The 16,968-nt window shown below is 72.4% G+C and carries 14 protein-coding genes; 3 read left to right on the forward strand and 11 right to left on the reverse strand.

The annotated features are described in order from the left end of the window. Positions 1–178: 178 nt before the first annotated feature. The 4 genes from AC0ZLC_RS00265 to ggt form a co-directional block, all read right to left on the reverse strand. The gene (locus AC0ZLC_RS00265) at positions 179–1,462 is read right to left on the reverse strand and encodes an aspartate aminotransferase family protein (protein ID WP_476749772.1); all 1,284 of its coding nucleotides are present in this window, start codon (positions 1,460–1,462) and stop codon (positions 179–181) included. Continuing rightward, the gene (locus AC0ZLC_RS00270) at positions 1,459–2,301 is read right to left on the reverse strand and encodes a nitrilase-related carbon-nitrogen hydrolase (RefSeq protein ID WP_476749773.1); all 843 of its coding nucleotides are present in this window, start codon (positions 2,299–2,301) and stop codon (positions 1,459–1,461) included. Before AC0ZLC_RS00270 ends, AC0ZLC_RS00265 begins: the two co-directional genes overlap by 4 nt. 170 nt (positions 2,302–2,471) lie before the next feature. Further along, on the reverse strand, positions 2,472–4,196 hold the full coding sequence (locus AC0ZLC_RS00275; protein ID WP_476749774.1) for a hypothetical protein: 1,725 nt from the start codon (positions 4,194–4,196) through the stop codon (positions 2,472–2,474). Between the two features lie 175 nt (positions 4,197–4,371). Further along, positions 4,372–6,165, reverse strand: coding sequence for a gamma-glutamyltransferase (gene ggt, locus AC0ZLC_RS00280; protein WP_476749775.1), 1,794 nt, complete (start codon positions 6,163–6,165; stop codon positions 4,372–4,374). A 264-nt stretch (positions 6,166–6,429) separates the two neighbouring features. Between ggt and AC0ZLC_RS00285 the strand changes: the two genes are divergently transcribed. Next, complete coding sequence (locus AC0ZLC_RS00285) at positions 6,430–8,013, forward strand: alpha/beta fold hydrolase (RefSeq protein WP_476749776.1); 1,584 nt, start codon at positions 6,430–6,432, stop codon at positions 8,011–8,013. Between the two features lie 36 nt (positions 8,014–8,049). Here AC0ZLC_RS00285 and AC0ZLC_RS00290 read toward each other — a convergent pair whose 3' ends face one another. From AC0ZLC_RS00290 to AC0ZLC_RS00300, 3 genes are all read right to left on the reverse strand, one after another. Continuing rightward, positions 8,050–8,427 carry a hypothetical protein gene (locus AC0ZLC_RS00290; RefSeq protein ID WP_476749777.1) on the reverse strand — a complete coding sequence of 126 codons (378 nt, stop codon included), beginning with the start codon at positions 8,425–8,427 and terminating at the stop codon, positions 8,050–8,052. Positions 8,428–8,442: 15 nt separating this feature from the next. Continuing rightward, positions 8,443–9,186: an amino acid ABC transporter ATP-binding protein gene (locus AC0ZLC_RS00295; protein WP_476750198.1), complete on the reverse strand. Its 744-nt coding sequence runs from the start codon at positions 9,184–9,186 to the stop codon at positions 8,443–8,445. Between the two features lie 198 nt (positions 9,187–9,384). Then, positions 9,385–9,825: a DUF6278 family protein gene (locus AC0ZLC_RS00300; RefSeq protein WP_476750199.1), complete on the reverse strand. Its 441-nt coding sequence runs from the start codon at positions 9,823–9,825 to the stop codon at positions 9,385–9,387. Between the two features lie 366 nt (positions 9,826–10,191). Here AC0ZLC_RS00300 and AC0ZLC_RS00305 point away from each other — a divergent pair, with 366 nt between their 5' ends. Then, positions 10,192–11,967, forward strand: coding sequence for an SGNH/GDSL hydrolase family protein (locus tag AC0ZLC_RS00305; RefSeq protein WP_476749778.1), 1,776 nt, complete (start codon positions 10,192–10,194; stop codon positions 11,965–11,967). A 61-nt stretch (positions 11,968–12,028) separates the two neighbouring features. On the opposite strand, the gene AC0ZLC_RS00310 is transcribed toward AC0ZLC_RS00305, so the two are convergent. The 3 genes from AC0ZLC_RS00310 to pcaDC all read right to left on the reverse strand — a co-directional run bounded on the left by AC0ZLC_RS00310 (position 12,029) and on the right by pcaDC (position 14,912). Beyond that, on the reverse strand, positions 12,029–12,808 hold the full coding sequence (locus tag AC0ZLC_RS00310) for an exodeoxyribonuclease III (RefSeq protein ID WP_476749779.1): 780 nt from the start codon (positions 12,806–12,808) through the stop codon (positions 12,029–12,031). Between the two features lie 39 nt (positions 12,809–12,847). Beyond that, positions 12,848–13,483, reverse strand: a complete 636-nt coding sequence (locus AC0ZLC_RS00315; RefSeq protein ID WP_476749780.1) for an MBL fold metallo-hydrolase — start codon at positions 13,481–13,483, stop codon at positions 12,848–12,850. Positions 13,484–13,616: 133 nt separating this feature from the next. Beyond that, entirely contained in the window at positions 13,617–14,912 is a 1,296-nt protein-coding gene (pcaDC, locus tag AC0ZLC_RS00320) for a bifunctional 3-oxoadipate enol-lactonase/4-carboxymuconolactone decarboxylase PcaDC (RefSeq protein WP_476749781.1), read from the reverse strand. Between the two features lie 731 nt (positions 14,913–15,643). On the opposite strand from pcaDC, the gene AC0ZLC_RS00325 reads away from it, so the two are divergent. Further along, positions 15,644–16,519 (forward strand): NAD(P)-dependent oxidoreductase, encoded by an 876-nt coding sequence (locus AC0ZLC_RS00325; RefSeq protein WP_476749782.1) that lies wholly within the window; start codon positions 15,644–15,646, stop codon positions 16,517–16,519. 178 nt (positions 16,520–16,697) lie between these two features. Here AC0ZLC_RS00325 and AC0ZLC_RS00330 read toward each other — a convergent pair whose 3' ends face one another. Then, the gene (locus AC0ZLC_RS00330; protein WP_476749783.1) at positions 16,698–16,925 is read right to left on the reverse strand and encodes a ferredoxin; all 228 of its coding nucleotides are present in this window, start codon (positions 16,923–16,925) and stop codon (positions 16,698–16,700) included. Positions 16,926–16,968: the final 43 nt, after the last annotated feature.

Below are 16,968 nucleotides of genomic sequence, written 5' to 3' on the forward strand. Positions count from 1 at the left end.
TTCGCCCGCGTGCGCCGGATACGGCGGGCCCGCGGGCACTGAGGCGATACCGCTGCTGTGGATCCGTGGGGTCGAGGGCCCGCACCTCCGGTCGACTCGGTGAAGGGGGAAGGGCCGATGGGCCACCACCGTGGGCGGCCCCGGCTCCCCGCGCCGGGCGGGGGACGACCCGTCACCGCTACAGGGTGCTTCTCAGCGCCCCGTCGAGGATCGCGGCGCCCTCCTCCGCCTCGGCGACGGTCAGCGACAACGGCGGGGCGATGCGCAGCACGCTGGTGTCGTGGCCGCCGCCCTTGCCGACCAGGAGGCCCGCCCCGCGGGCCGCCTCCAGGACCGCCGCGGCGGCCTCCGGGTGCGCCTCGCCCGTGCCGGGCTTGACCAGCTCGATGCCGATCATGAGTCCGCGGCCGCGCACCTCCCGTACCTCCGGCAGTTGCGCGGCGACGGCCCGCAGCCGCTCGATGAGCAGACCGCCGACCCGGCGGGCGTTGCCCTGGAGGTCGTGTTCGAGGAGGTAGGTGAGGTTCGCGAGGCCCGCGGCCATCGTCACCGGGGAGCCGCCGAAGGTCGAGATGCTGTTGGAGTCGAGGCAGTTCATGACCTCGGCGCGGGCGACGACTCCCCCGACGGACATGCCGTTGCCGATGCCCTTGGCGAAGGTCAGGATGTCGGGCGGGCCGGCCGCGGCGTGTGCCTGCCAGCCCCAGAAGTGCTCGCCCGTCCTGCCCCAGCCGGTCTGCACCTCGTCGGCGATCCAGAGGATGCCGTGCTCCGCGAGCACCTCGCGGAAGGCCGCGTACAGGCCGTCGGGCGGTGCCGTGAAACCGCCTACGCCCTGGACGGGTTCGGCGATCAGGGCCGCGGGCGCGCGCACGTGGCCGAGCAGGTCCTTCAGGTCGGCGACGCAGGCGGCGATGAAGTCGGCGTCGTCCAGACCGGCATACGGGCCGCGGGAGCGGACACCGCCGTGGACGTACAGCGTCTGGAGGGGTGACAGCGAGGTGGGTGACCAGCCCTTGTTCCCGGTGATGCCGACCGCGCTGAAGGAGCGGCCGTGGTAGCTGTTGCGCATCGCCAGGATCTGGTTGCTCCGCCGGTACGCGGTGGCGAGCAGCAGGGCGGTGTCGTTGGCCTCGGTGCCGGACGTGGTGAAGAAGACCCGCGCGTCCGGGATCCCGGACAACTGGGCGATGCGCTCGGCGAGTTCGACCATCGGCCGGTTCAGGTAGAGCGTCGAGGAGTGGATGATCCGCCCGGCCTGCTCGCTGACCGCCTTGGTCACCTCGGGCAGGGCGTGCGCCGTCATCGTCGTGAGGATGCCGCCGAAGAAGTCGAGGTACTTGTTGCCGTCGGCGTCCCAGACGTGACGGCCCTCGCCGTGGGTGATCTCGATCGGTTCGGCGTAGTAGAGCGCGAGCCAGTCGGGCAGGACGGCCCGGTGGCGTGCGTACAGGTCGGTCACGGCCGCACCAGCCCCTCGTACGCGTCCGGACGGCGGTCCCGGTAGAACGCCCACTGCTGCCGCACGTCCTCGATCAGGTCGAAGTCGAGGTCGCGGACGACGAGCTCCTCGGTCTTGTCGCTCGCCGCGTCCCCGACGAACTGACCGCGCGGGTCGACGAAGTACGACGTTCCGTAGAAGTCGTTGTCGCCGTACTCCTCGATGCCGACCCGGTTGATCGCCGCGATGAAGTACTCGTTGGCGACGGCGGCGGCGGGCTGCTCCAGCTGCCACAGGTGCGAGGACAGACCGCGGTGGGTGGCGGACGGGTTGTACACGAGCTGGGCGCCGTTGAGGCCGAGTTGACGCCAGCCCTCCGGGAAGTGGCGGTCGTAGCAGATGTAGACGCCGACCCTGCCGACCGCGGTGTCGAAGACCGGCCAGCCGAGGTTGCCCGGTTTGAAGTAGTACTTCTCCCAGAAGCCCCTGACCTGCGGGATGTGGTGCTTGCGGTACTTGCCGAGGTAGCTGCCGTCGGCGTCGATCACGGCCGCGGTGTTGTAGTAGAAACCGGACTGCTCGACCTCGAAGACGGGCACGACGATCACCATGCCGGTCTCCCGGGCCAGGTCCTGCATCCGGCGGACGGTCGGGCCGTCCGGTACCGGTTCGGCCCAGCGGTAGTGCTCCGGCTCCTGGACCTGGCAGAAGTAGGGTGCGTTGAAGACTTCCTGGAATCCGATGACCTTCGCGCCCTGGCGGGCCGCCTCGCGCGCGTGTTCCTCGTGCTTGGCGATCATGGATGCGGTGTCACCGGTCCAGGTGGCCTGGACCAGGGCGGCGCGTACGACGTTGGCCATGGTGTGCTCCTTCGACGGGACGTCAGAGAGCTTCTACGCCCGTAGACAAAGGCTGTAGAGGCTCGAAAGTAAGCCTCCGCGGCGGCCTTGCCAAGACCATCGTCGTGAACCCGCTGAGTCGATCATGTTTCACACTCCTGTGGGTGAGCGCGGGCCACCGGGGCGCCGCCTCAGGCGGCGAACCCGGCTACCCGGAGCGCGTGCACGAGGTCCCAGTAGCACTCCTCGGAGGCGCCGCGGGCGGACTCCAGCAGCAGGGGGACCAGGTGGGGCGGGTCCGCGGCCACGCTGCGGGCGGCTTCCTCGGGCGGGCGGACCCGTACGTAGGCGTCGAGCAGCGCGCGGACGTCCCGGTCCCGGCCCGCCGCCGCCAGCTCCAGTACGGCGGCCCCCATCTCCGGGGCGGGCCGGGCGACGCCCTGGCGCAGCATCTGCCGGCCGTCCGCGACGCGGCCCGCCGCGACGAGGGCGTCCGCCGCGGCGACGAGCCGGCCGGCGGGCAGCGAGGCCGCCTCCCACAGCAGTGTGGCCCAGTCGGCGTCCAGGCCCGCCCGGTGCAGTTCGGCGGCGAGCAGCGGGAAGCGGGCGGCGGGCCAGTACGCCGCCTCGACGAGCAGGGCGTGCGCCTCGCCGCTGCGGCCCTCGGCACGCAGGCGCACCAGTGCCGCGACGGTGTCCACGGTGTCCCGCCTTCCCTCTTCGTCCAGCGGCTGTCTGCGGGGTTGCGGGCGTACGGCCTCCTCGGCGGCTCCGGCGAAGCGGGCGCCTCGGGGCGTACGGCGGCCGGGACCCGGCTCCGCGGGGACGACGGGCGCCACCGCGGGGACGGCGACATGGGCGTCGTCCGCCTCCACCATCCCGGCGAACCGGGCCCCGCCGCGGGCGCGGCGCTTGGAGCGCGGCTTGGACACGGAGACCGCAGGCTCGGCGGGCCTGGCGCCGGCGTCGGCGGGGGTCGGGTGAGCGGCGTACGCGCCTTCGTCGACCGGAGCCGGGTGAGCGGCGTACACGTCAGGGCCCGGGTCGGCCGCGACTGGGTGAGCGGCGTACGCGTCAAGGCCCGGGTCGGCCGCCGCGACCGGGTGAGCGGCGTACGCGCCTTGGCCGGCCGCGACTGATCGAGCGGCGTAGGTGTCAGGGTCTGCCGGGTCCGGGTGAGCGGCGTGCGCGCCCGCCCGGGCCTCCGCGAGGTGAGCGGCGTCGACGTGAGCGGCGGGGTCCGGGGTGTTCGGGGTCCCGGGCCCGTCCCGGTGGTCCGGGGTCTGCTGCACCGCGAACGCGGACCAGGAAGCGGGCGCCCCGCCCCTCGGGTGCCCCGTCCGGGAAGGCCCGGCCCCGCCCCCGGCGGCCGGGAGGTCCGCACCTCGCCGCTCGCGGGCGCGCCCCGCACGGCGGTCCAGTTCCCGCATCCGCCGACGCAGCTCCGCGCAGCGCGCCGTGGCACGGTCGTGGTCGTCGCGGGCCCAGTCCAGGTCGAGGCGGATCGAGGCGGCCCTCTCCCGGGAGGCGGCCGCACCCAGCAGGCGCCCGAGTTCGGCCTGGCGTTCGACGGCGTAGCGCTGCTCGCGGAGCATGACGTCGAGACGGTCGCCGAGGGCGTCACGGCCGCCGGGCCGGGCGTCGAACGCGGCGAGCGAGGCCGCGTGCAGCGCGCGGGCCCGCTCCGCCTCCCCGGCGGCGACTGCGGAACCGTACTCCGCCGCGAGGTCCTGGAGGAGCGCCTCCACGACGTCCCAGGGCGGCACCTCCCAGCCGTCCAGGCAGGCCCGCATGCCGTCGGGATCACGCTGCCAGAAGACCCCGCACCAGCCGCCGCCCTGGTCGAGGCGTGTCACAAGACCGTTCAGATAGGCAGCGAACTCCCATACTTCTAACGGGAGTTGTTCCACATCCATCGCCCAACTCCCCGCCCCGACTGGAGTGCTCCGACCCGGTAGCGAACACCAACCGTGTTACGGGACGGCTACGGGGAGTTTTCAGGCGGGAGCGGTCGCTCCCGCGGCTCGCGCTTCCCCGGCCGCAACGTCCGGCCCGGACGCCCTCGGGCGCCCGGACCGGAGCTGAAGTGCTTCACCGCCCGGGCCGCACCACCATCGCCGAGCCGCCTCCCCGGCGCACCCGCTCCGCCGCCGCGAGCCACTTCCCGTCCGGCAGTCGCTGCACGCCCGTGGCGGCGCCGATCTCCGGGTTCTGCCGGAAGCCGTGTCCGAGGGACTCCAGCCGGGCCCGCAACGGGCTGTTCCACAGGGCCGGTTCGAGCTCGGTCGTCGTCTGGTTGCGCTGGCTGGCCCGCGGCGCTGCGATGGCGTCGACCAGCGGCAGTCCCCGGTCGACGAAGCCGGTGAGGGTCTGCAGCACCGTGGTGATGATGGTCGCACCGCCCGGGGAACCGAGGGCCACGACCGGCCGGTCGTGCCGGTCGAGGACGATCGTCGGGGCGATCGAGGAGCGGGGACGCTTCCCCGGCCCCGGCAGGTTCGGGTCGTGGACGCCGGGGCTCGCCGGGGTGAACGAGAAGTCGGTGAGCTCGTTGTTGAGCAGGAAGCCGCGTCCGGGGACCGTGATGCCGCTGCCGCCGGTCTGCTCGATGGTCAGCGTGTAGGCGACGACGTTGCCCCACTTGTCGGCAGCCGTCAGATGCGTGGTGTTCTCGCCCTCGTACGTCGTGGGGGCCGCCGTTCCCGCGGTGTTGCAGGCGGCCGGGTGCCGCGGGTCACCGGGCGCCAGCGGGCTGGTGAGCACCGCGTCGTCCTTGATCAGGCACGCGCGCGAGTCCGCGTACCGCTGCGACAGCAGTTCCTTGGCCGGTACGTCCTCGAAGGCGGGGTCGCCCACCCAGCGCCCGCGGTCCGCGAACGCGATCCGGCTCGCCTCGATGAAGCGGTGCAGGTACCGGACCTCGCTCGCCCTGGAGAGGTCGGTCCGCTCCAGGATGTTGAGCGCCTCCCCGACCGTGGTGCCGCCCGAGGAGGAGGGGGCGATCGAGTAGACCTTCAGGCCTCGGTACGACGTCTTCGTCGGCGCCTGCCTCTTCGCCTCGTAGGCGGCCAGGTCCTTCAGCGTGAGCTCCCCGGGGCGGGCCACGCGTCCCGACGCGGGGTCCACCGGCGGATCGTTCACCGTGTCGACGACGTCTTGGCCCAGCTCGCCGTGGTACATCGCGTCCACGCCACGGCGGCCCAACTCCCGGTAGGTGCGCGCCAGATCGGGGTTCTTGAAGGTCGACCCGACCACCGGCAGCGCGCCGCCGGGCAGGAACAGGTCGGCCGTGTCCGGGAAGTCCGCGAAGCGGGCCTGGTTGGACTCCGTCTGGGAGCGGAAGGTCGCGTCGACCGTGAAGCCGTTGCGGGCCAGCCGCTCGGCGGGCTTCAGGAGGGTACCGAGCGGTTTGCTGCCCCAGCCGTCCAGGGCCTCCTGCCAGGTGGCCGGCGTCCCCGGCGTGCCCACACCCAGCCCGCTGGTGACGGCGTCCGCGAACGGAACCGGCTTCCCGTCCTCCACGAACAGATTCTCGTCGGCGGTGAGCGGCGCGGTCTCCCGGCCGTCGATCGTGTGCACCTTACGGGACTTGGCGTCGTAGTAGACGAAGTAGCCGCCCCCTCCCACGCCCGCCGAGTACGGCTCGGTGACGCCGAGCGCCGCCGCCGTGGCGACCGCCGCGTCGACCGCGTTGCCGCCGTTCTTCAGGACCTCGATCCCGGCGGCGGAGGCGTCCGCGTCGACGCTCGCCACGGCGCCGCCGTAGCCGACGGCGACCGGCACCTTCTCCGCGGCACCGGCCGAGGGCGGCGCCGCCGCGCCCACCGACACCATCGCGGCCGAAGCCGCCAGAACCGCCAGACTCCGTGCCACAGGGCGACGCATCCGTACCTCCAGTCAACAGCCGTCCGCGCAGCGTAACTCCCCTCCACGCTCCCGTCAGGAGCGCCTCGACCATGGTTCGGCGCGAGTGCCGGAGGTCGTCGACTCGCGGGTACGGGCCCGATGCCGTCGGACTCGTGGCCGACGTGCACGAAATGAACACTTCAACAATCGTTACTCGCACGTAACTTACCGACGGGTTACCCGAAGTAAGCCTCCGCGGCTACCTTCGGGTCACTTTGCACTGACACGAGTGAGGAGTGACCCGTGGGACACCCGCGCAAGGCCCTGCGAACCACCGCCGCAGGAGCCGTTTCGGCGACCCTGATCGCCGGCACCGCCCTCGGCCTCGCCCCCACCGCGCAGGCGGCGCCTGCCACCGGCAGCACGGCGGACATCCGCTTCGTCGACATCGCCGGAGACGGCGGCACGATCCTCAGGGCCAACGTGGTCACGCCCGCGGGCTCCGACGGCACCCGGCGCTACCCGCTGCTCGTGCTGCCCACGAGCTGGTCCGTGCCGCAGATCGAGTACCTCGCCCAGGCGCGGAGGCTGGCCGACTCCGGCTATGTGGTGGTCAGTTACAACTCCCGGGGATTCTGGCAGTCCGGCGGGGAGATAGAGGTGGCCGGCCCGCCCGACACCGCCGACGCGTCCAGGGTGATCGACTGGGCGCTGGCGCACACTCCGGCCGACGCCGCGAAGGTCGGCATGGCGGGCGTTTCGTACGCGGCCGGCATCAGTCTGCTCACCGCCGCACAGGACAAGCGCATCAAGGCCGTGGCCGCCCTCAGCGGCTGGGCCGACCTCATCGACTCGATCTACTCCGGCCGCACCCAGCACGTCCAGGCCGCCGCGCTCCTGGGCGGCACGGGCTACCTCACCGGCCGCCCCAGCGCCGAACTCCAGCAGACCCTGAAGAACTTCCTCGGCTCGAACCTGTCGAAGGAGCAGGAGATGATCGACTGGGGGAAGAAACGTTCCGCTGCTTACGCCGTCGACCGGATCAACGCCAACGGCACGGCGGTCATGCTCGCCAACGCCTGGGGCGACTCGATCTTCCCGCCCAACCAGTACGCCGACTTCTACGAGCGGCTGACCGGCCCCAAACGTCTGCAGTTCCGCCCCGGTGACCACGCCACCGCCGAGGCGACCGGCCTGCTCGGGCTGCCCAACGACGTGTGGACGGACACGGGCAGGTGGTTCGACCACTACCTCAAGGGCGAGGACAACGGCGTCGACCGCGAGCAGCCGGTCCGGCTCAAGCCGCGCTCCACGGGCGGCTATGAGGGCTACCCGGACTGGAAGTCCGTGGGCGCCGCCGGCCGGAAGATCTCCCTCGCGGGCGAGAAGACCATCCACACGAACGTCGACTCGGGCGCGAACGGCGGGGTCGTCGTCCTCTCCAGCCTCCTGGACCAGCTCGCCCAGCTGCCGCCGATGGCCTCGATCCCGCTGCTGCCGCGCCGCTGGGCCGCCGTGTGGCAGTCGCCTGCGTACCCGACCGCCCAGCAGGTGCGCGGCACGCCCCGGTTGCACACCACGGTCACCGGCACCAAGGAGAGCGGCACCCTCGTCGCGTACCTCTACGACGTGGGCCCGCTCGGCCTCGGCAAGCTGGTCGGCCACGCGCCGTTCACCTTCCACGGGCAGACGCCCGGCAAGCCGTTCGGCGTCGACCTGGAGCTGTTCTCCACGGCCTACGACGTCCCGGCAGGGCATCGGCTCGCGCTGGTGGTCGACACGGTCGACCCGCTCTACATCGAGCACAACCCGACCGGCGCGCAGCTGACCTTCTCCTCGCCGGAACACGACCCGTCGTATGTGACGGTGCCCCTGCGCGAGCAGTGATCTCCGGCTGCTGCCGGGCGGGCCTGGCCCTCTCAGCTACCGCACACCCGGCAGCAGCGTCCCTGGTTCGGCCGGTGCCGCGGCCTCGGTCTCGGGACTGCGCCGTTCGCACCGGGACACCCGAGGGGTGTACCGGACGAGCGGCCCGCACATCCCGGTGCGGATCGGCGAGGTCACCGTCACCGCGGGGATGAACAGCAAATCGTAGTCGAGGTTCGGCGCGACCCGTTGCCCGGAGGTGCGAAACCCCTCGCGGGCGACCGGCGGCGAGGGGGACACGCCCCTCGACATCACGGCCAACCGGGCCTGAACCGGCGGCAGTACGGGCCGTGCGGACCTCGGCGCGGGCGTGTACGGCGTGACCTGGATCCGGCGAGGGCGGGGCGCGCGGTGCGCACCTGTCGTGCGGATCATGCGAAGCGCTCCCCCTCAGTGCTTGAGAATCTTGGAGAGGAAGTCCTTGGCGCGGTCACTGCGCGGGTCGGTGAAGAACTCGTCGGGGGTGCGGTCCTCGACGATGCGGCCGTCGGACATGAAGACGACACGGTTGGCGGCCGACCTCGCGAAGCCCATCTCGTGGGTGACGACGACCATCGTCATGCCGTCGCGGGCGAGTTGCTGCATGACCTCGAGGACTTCGTTGATCATCTCCGGGTCGAGGGCCGAGGTCGGCTCGTCGAACAGGAGTGCCTTGGGGTCCATGGCGAGGGCGCGGGCGATGGCCACGCGCTGCTGCTGGCCTCCGGAGAGCTGCGCCGGGTACTTGTCGGCCTGCTCGGCGACACCCACCCGGTCGAGGAGTTCGTGCGAGCGCTTGTCGGCCTCGGCCTTCTTGCGGCCGCGGACCTTGATCTGGCCCAGTGAGACGTTCTGCAGAACCGTCTTGTGGGCGAAGAGATTGAAGGACTGGAAGACCATGCCGACCTCGGCGCGGAGCCTGGCGAGGTCCTTGCCCTCGTCGGGCAGCGGCTGCCCGTCGAGCTTGATCGACCCGGAGTGGATCGTCTCCAGCCGGTTGATCGCCCTGCACAGTGTGGACTTGCCCGACCCCGAGGGGCCGATGACCACGACCACCTCCCCCTTGCCGACGGTGAGATCGATGTCCTGCAGGACATGCAGCTCGCCGTAGTACTTGTTCACGTCATGCAGTTCGATCAGCGGATCGACGGCCATCCCGGACCTGCCCACTCTCAGCCGTGTCGGTCAGCGCAAACTATCCACGCGCAACGGGACGCACCGAGCGACACGCCCTGCCCGCGATTAACCGTATTTGAGGGGAACGCGACGACGGCGCGGCGGTGCCGGCCCGCGGACCCCACGCCGTGCCGGCCACCGGACACCGCGGGTCCGGGGTGATCCGGACGGCGGCCGTCAGGCCTCCGCGGCCTCCGCGTAGACCTGCGAGAGCTGCGGGGCGCCGTGCACCGCCCAGTCCAGACCCGCCTCGACGACCGGGATCTCACGGCCCGACGCGAGGCGCACCGCGGGGCTGCCGCCGGGCCACACCTGCCAGGAGGCGCCGGGGACCGTCCGCACGACGACCGAGCCGAGATACAGGCCCGCGTCGTTCGCCAGCCAGGGCAGCGCCTCCGGGTCGTCCCGCCAGCGGGGCAGGAGCTGGTCCAGGGCGGTCAACGAGGCCGGGGAGTCGTCCAGTTCGAGTCCGGCCATGGCGGCTTGGGAGCGGAGCAGCTCGCACTCCGAGAGCAGCTCGGCCACGCCCTCGGGGTCGTCCTCGAATGCCGCGGCCAGCACCTGACTGCGCCCCACCAGGTGCCGCCTGCGCCATCTGTCCAGGAAGGGGATGTCCATCACCGGCCTCTCCATCGGGGAACGTTCGCCGACGGGCCCGCGTTCCCGGCATCTCCACGAATGTATCGTGCGGCAGTTGATCACGGAATCATCCGCATTGGCCGCGCCCGTCGAGGGGCCGGTAAGCAGCTCAGCGCAGGACGGCCGCCGGCAGGTCGCCGCCCAGCGCCGTCACCTGGGACAGGTTGAGGGTGTACCGGACGCACCGGGCTCCGGTGCGTGCCGGGCCCCCTGGTGTCCGCGGTGACCTGACTCCGGATGAGTTCACCACTCGTCCGGACGCGGCTCATTGACGCGTACCGGTCGCCTCCCTAGCTTCATGGTGCACCTGTCACCCCGTCGGTCACCGCTCTGGGAGGAACCGGGATGCGCCGATGTCTTCGGGGAGCGGCCGTGCTCCTCGGCCTGTCGCTCGCCGGCACGCCCGTCGCGTACGCCGAGTCCGCGGCTCCTGTCCCGGCCCCGCAAGCCGGTCCGCTTCCCCTGGAGCGGCTCTTCGACAACACCGCGGTCAGCGACGACGCACAGCCGGGCGAAGCCGACTTCGACGGTTTCGGACGATCCCTGTCGGCGCGGGACCTGACGGCCGCGGGCTGGACGCCCGGTCGCGCGCTGACGGTCCAGGGCGCCCGGCTGACCTGGCCGCGCCGCGCGGCGGGCGAGCCCGACAACGTGCGCGCCGACGGACAGGCGGTGCGGCTGCGGGGCCGCGGGGACGCGCTCGCGTTCCTCGTCGCCGGCACCGGCGGCGGTGACGTGAGCGGCACGGGCGCGGTCCGGTACGCGGACGGCTCCGTCTCCTCGTACCGGCTGACCGCCCCCGACTGGCGCGTCGGTCCGCTCGCCACCAAGGCCGTGGCGCTGCCGCACCTCAACACGCCGGACGGCCGGCTCGCCGAGAAGGCGCGACTGTACGTCGTCACGGTGCCGCTCGCGCGGGCCCGCGAGGTCGCCTCCGTGCGGCTCCCCCGGAACCGGCAGCTGCACGTGTTCGCGCTCTCGGTGCGGCCCTCGACGCGCGCCTGGACGGGCAGTTGGGCCGCGGCGACCTCCGGCTACCAGGCCGTCGGTCCCTGGACGGACCGGACGCTGCGCCTGGTGGTGCACACCTCGGTGGGCGGGTCGCGCCTGCGCGTCCGGCTCGACAACACCTTCGCGTCCGCACCGGTGGACATCGGCGGTGCGACGGTGGCCGTCCAGGCTGCGGGTGCGCGGCCGGCCGCCGCGCCCGTTCCGTTGTCCTTCCTGGGCGCGGCCGGGACCACCGTCCCCGCCGGCGCCCAGGCGTTCAGCGATCCCGTGGGCTTCGACGTGCCCGCGGACGCCGGTCTGCTCGTGAGCTTCCATCTGCCGGGGACGGTGACCGCGGCGCCCGTGCACCGGCTCGCGGTGCAGCGCTCGTACGTCAGCGAGCCCGGCGACCACGCCCGCGACTCGGCGCCCGACGCGTACACCTCCACGATCACCAGCTGGCCGCTGCTGACCGGTGTGGACGTGGGCGGCGGCCCCGGTTCCGTGGTGGTGCTCGGAGACTCCGTCACCGACGGGGAGAAGTCGGCGCCGGACGCCGACCGGCGCTGGCCCGACCTGCTCGCCGACCGGATCCGCGCCTCCTCCGGCATCCCCCGCTACGGCATCCTCAACCAGGGCGTCTCGGCGAACCGCGTGGTCACCGACCGCTATCCCGGCGACGGGATCTCCACCGACAGCGGCGGGGTGAGCGCCCTGCACCGCCTCGACCGTGATGTCCTCGCCCAGACCTCGGCCCGTACGGCGGTCGTCTTCCAGGGCGTCAACGACGTGCGCTGGGGCGCGTCCGCGGACCAGGTGACCGCGGGGCTGTGCGAGATCGCGGACCGGGCCCACGCCCGCGGGATCCGGGTCCTCGCCGCGACGATCGCGCCCTGCGAGGGCGAGAGCCTGTGCACCGCGGCGGCGGACGCGCAGCGGGTCGCGGTGAACGCGTGGATCCGGGACAGCGACGGGTTCGACGGGGTCCTCGACTTCGACGCGGTGCTGCGGGATCCGGACCGCCCGGCGCGGCTGCGTCCCGCCTACGACAGCGGGGATCATCTGCATCCGGGGGACGCGGGGCTGGCGGCGCTGGCGGATTCCGTGGACCTGGGGCTGCTGGCGCCCTAGGTGTATTGCCCTGGGAGGTCGGGGACGCGGTCGGTAGGGCTTCGCCCCGCGTCCCCGGCGGCTACACGTCCAGGTCCACCACGACCGGCGCGTGGTCCGAGGCGCCCTTGCCCTTGCGCTCCTCGCGGTCCACGTAGGCGTCGGTGACGGCCTTGGAGAAGGCCTCGTTTCCGTAGACGAGGTCGATGCGCATGCCGCGGTTCTTGGGGAAGGCGAGCTGGCGGTAGTCCCAGTAGGTGAACGGCTGCTCGTACTTGAGGGGGCGCGGGACCACGTCCGAGAGGCCGGTCTCGCGCAGGGAGGCGAGGGCGGCGCGCTCGGCCGGGGTGACATGGGTGACGCCCTCGAAGGCGGCGACGTCGAAGACGTCGTCGTCCGTCGGCGCGACGTTGTAGTCCCCGAGGACCGCGAACGGGCGGCTGCCCGCCGCGTCACCCGCGACCGCCGCCCTCAACGCCTCGAACCACTGGAGCTTGTACGCGTAGTGCGGGTGGCCGACCTCGCGTCCGTTCGGCACGTACACCGACCAGACGCGGGCCGGGCCGCAGGTCGCGGAGACGGCGCGGGGCTCCTGCACGCCCTCGTAGCCCGGGTCGCCGGGCAGGCCCGTGACCACGTCCTCCAGGCCCACGCGGGAGAGCACCGCCACTCCGTTCCACCGGCCCGTGGCGTGCACTGCCGACTCGTAACCCAGCTCGCGGAGCTGGTCGGCCGGGAAGGCCTCGAGGGTGGTCTTGGTCTCCTGGATGCACAGCACGTCGGTGCCGCTGCTCTCCAGCCAGGCCAGCAGCCTCGGGAGTCGGGCGGTGATCGAATTCACGTTCCAGGTGGCGATGCGCATGCCGTCCAACCTACCGGGCGGGTACGACAACGCGGTCGCTCAGACCTCCGCGGACGCTCCCGGCGCCAGCCGCAGGTGCTCCGAGCCGCCCAGGCTGCCGATCTGGTTGTCGTAGATCGGCCGGGCGAGGTCGGTGAGCAGGGCGTCGTGGATGTCGTACGCGCGCTGCGGCTTCACCTCGCGGACGTAGTCGATGACCTCGGAGATCTTGCTCCAGGGGGCCATGACCGGCAGCATCAGCGTCTCGACGCTCCGGTCGGGCACGGTGAGGGCGTCACCGGGGTGGAAGACGCGGCCGCCGTCGATCAGGTAGCCGACGTTGGTGACGCGCGGGATGTCCGGGTGGATCACCGCGTGCAGTTCGCCGTGCACCTGCACGTCGAAACCCGCGGCGGTGAAGGTGTCTCCGTGACCGACGGTGTGCACCCGGCCAGGGAAGGCGGCGGAGATCTTCTCCGCGACGGACTTCAGGGTCCAGATCGCGGCGGCCGGGTTGGCCTCCATGGCGGCCCGCAGCCGCTCCTCGCTGAAGTGGTCCGGGTGCTCGTGGGTCACGAGGATCGCGTCCGCGCCGGCCGTGGCGTCCTCCTCGCTGAACACACCCGGATCGAGGACGAGCGTCCGCCCGTCCTTCTGGAGACGGATGCAGGCGTGCGACTTCTTCGTGAGCTTCATGCGTCCATCCTGCCTCCGCCGGCGCGCCGGGGCGCCGCGCGGGGTGGTGCTCCCGGCACCCGGCTCCGTCCTGCCGTCCGGGAGAGTGCGGTTGCGTGCCGGTCCGCACGGCGGCCCGCGGGGGCCCGGGCGCTCACTCCTGGGGAGTGGTCTCCTCCCGGATGACCTGCTGCGCCACCTTGAAGGCGCTGTTCGCGGCCGGGACACCGCAGTACACGGCGGCCTGGAGCAGCACTTCCTTGATCTCGTCCGGGGTGAGGCCGTTGCGGAGGGCGGCGCGGGTGTGGAAGACGAGCTCGTCGAGGTGACCGCCCGCGACCAGCGCGGTGAGCGTGACACAGCTGCGGGTGCGCCGGTCCAGGCCGGGACGGTCCCAGATCTCGCCCCACGCGTACCGGGTGACGAACTCCTGGAAGTCCCCGCTGAACGCGTCCGCGGAGGCCAGCGCCCGGTCGACGTGCGCGTCGCCGAGCACCTCGCGGCGGACCTTGATCCCGGCGTCGTAGGGATCGGGCCGGCCCAGCGCCTCGGGCTGCGCGACGGCGGGCGCGATCTCGGCGACGGGCGCCACCGGTGCGGGCGGGGCCGGCACCGGCTGTGCGGGGGCCGCCGGGACCGCCGTCTGGCCGGTCGCCGAGTCGAAGGCGTTCTGCCAGGCCGTGGAGAAGTGCCGTACGAGCAGGTCCGTGACGGCGGCGGGCTGTTCCACCGGCACCAGGTGCGAGGCGCCGGGTACGACGGCCAGCCGGGCGTCCGGGATGCCGGCGACCAGGGTGCGCGCCTCGGCGGGCCCGGTGACCCGGTCCTCGGAGCCGACCAGGACGAGCGTCGGCACCCCGATACGGCCGAGTTCGGCACGGACGTCGAACGCGGCGAGGGCCTCGCAGGCCGCGATGTAGCAGCCCGGGTCGGTGGTCCGCACCATCTGCACGGCCCATTCGGTGATCGCGGGCTGGGCCGCGGCGAACCCGCCCGTGAACCACCGCTCCGGGGCCGAGCGCGCGATCGGCTCGAGCCCGTTCGTCCGTACGATCACGCCGCGCCGGCGGAACTCGTCGGCCGTACCGAAGCGGGGCGAGGCCGCGATCACGGCGAGGGAGGCGAGCCGCTGCGGGTGGCGCAGCGCCAGCTCGACCCCGACCGCGCCGCCGAACGCGCAGCCCGCGTACCCGAACCGCTGGACGCCGAGCGCGTCGAGGGTGGCGAGCAGCCGCCCGGCCACCTCGGTGACGGAACCGGTCGGATACGCCGGCGCGCCACCGTGTCCGGGGAGGTCGTACCGGAAGACCCGCCAGTGCTTCACGAGTTCCGGGATCTGCCGGTCCCACATGTGCCAGGTGGTACCCAGTGAGGGACCCAGGATCAGGACCGGAGCGTCTTCCGGCCCGTCAAAGCGGTACTGCAGGGTGTTCGGTGGTGTCTCACTCACGCCCCAGACCCTCTCACGTATCACGGACGCCCCTATAACGGGGGGATGCTGGATGCCGTCCTGACCAGGTTGAAGACCTTCGGGCGGCATATCGCTCGAGGCATCGGACGCCTCTCACGTCGGGTCCTGCCCTCGTGGGTGCGGCGTTCTGCAGTACGCCTGGGTGCGCGGGTCGTGACGCAGCCGGGTGAACACGGTGCGGCGCAGGCGGCGTTGGCCTGCCGGTCGCCGTGATTGAGCCGACGCGAGTCGCTGATTCTCGGCGGCGGGCGCACCACGATTCGCTGATCCGCGCCGGGCCCGGTGCCGGGACCACTGCGGTACGGGTGCGCACCCGATACGGCGATACCTGCCTGGTGTAAGTCGTCCACGGCCGCGGCTGTCGGGCGCGCAGCCAGTACGCGAGGGGGGTTCCTTCTCCGTCGGCTCCTTCGAACCGCTCTTGGAGGCGCTGTGGGCGGCCGGGTGCTGCCGGCCACCGGCGGCGACCATCTGCCGGTGGCGGCGGGCATCCGCTGGTGAACCCCGCTCCGCACCGGGGCCGTAGCCCGCACTGCCGGTGCGCCCCAGTGCGCCCGATTGACGCCCTGTCGACGGCTGGTCCCGGACGGCCCGGACGGACCCAAGACTAAGTAGAGCGTTCGTCCTAGCGTTGTGCTATTTTTCTTTCACGCGCCAAGTGGAGCGCTCGTTCTAGTGCAGCACAGCAGACCAATGGAGGTCCTCCGCCCATGAGCAGCAACCAGTCCGTCACCGTGATCGGGCTCGGCCCCATGGGACAGGCGATGACCAGCGCCTTCCTCGACAGCGGGTACGACGTCACCGTCTGGAACCGCACCGCTTCCCGGGCCGACGACCTGGTGGCCCGCGGCGCCGTCCTGGCCAAGAGCGTCGAGGACGCCGTCGAGGCCAACGACCTGGTGATTCTGAGCCTGACCGACTACGACGCCATGTACGCCGTCCTGGAGCCTGCGGCCGGCGTGCTGTCGGGTCACGTCTTCGCGAACCTCAGCTCCGACACCCCGGAGAAGACGCGGGCGGGTTCTCGCTGGATCACCGAGCGCGGCGGCGTGCACCTCACCGGTGGCGTGACCGTCCCGCCGGCGGGCATCGGCAAGCCCGAGTCGAAGACCTTCTACAGCGGTCCCCGCGCCGCCTTCGACCGGCACCAGCCCGCCCTGGAAGTGCTGACCGGCACGGACTTCCGCGGTGACGAGCCGGGCCTGGCGGCCCTCATGTACCAGATCGGCATGGCGATGTTCTGGCCGTCCATGCTCAGCTACTGGCAGGCGATCGCCCTCGCCGACGCGAACGGCCTCAAGGCGGCGGACATCCTGTCGCACGCCAACGACACCATGCTCGCCATGCCGCACTTCCTCGGCTTCTACGCCGAGCGCATCGACGCAGGCAACCACGAGGGCGACGTCGACCGCCTCGCGATGGGCCTGGCGAGCGTCGAGCACGTCATGCACACCATCGGCGACGCGGGCGTGGACACCTCGTTCCAGGCCGCCGTGGTGGACCAGTTCCGCCGCGCCATGGACGCCGGCCACGCGGGCGACAGCTTCTCCAGCCTCGTCGAACTGCTGAAGAAGAAGTCCGCGTAACACCTGGCAGGTTCGCACCACACCTCCACGGGCCCTCCGGCCCCGGGTGACGGCAACGGCGCCGCCGCCCGCGTCCGGAGGGCTCCGGACGGGAAGAAGGACGAAGGGGTGTCGCACGTACCGCCGTCATGGGCCGGCGGTACGTGCGGCACCCCTTCGCGTTGACCGGACCGTGCGCCTACGAGGCCGCCGTCCCCTCCTCCGCGGCACCGGCCGGCTCGAGCCGGACCGCCTCGGTCGGGCAGACGTCCAGCACACCGGCGGCGGCTTCGATGTCCTGGGGGTCCGTCAGCTCCCGCCTGCTCACCACGGCGTACCCGCCGCCACCCACCCGGAACAGCTCCGGATGCATCGCCTCGCAGGTCCCGGCGCCCGTGCAGGCCGCCGAGTCGATGGACAGGATCATGCGCCGGCCCTCTTCCGCCGTCTCACGCGGATCGGCCGCGTCG

The organism is Streptomyces sp. GLSS-08, from assembly GCF_056387915.1.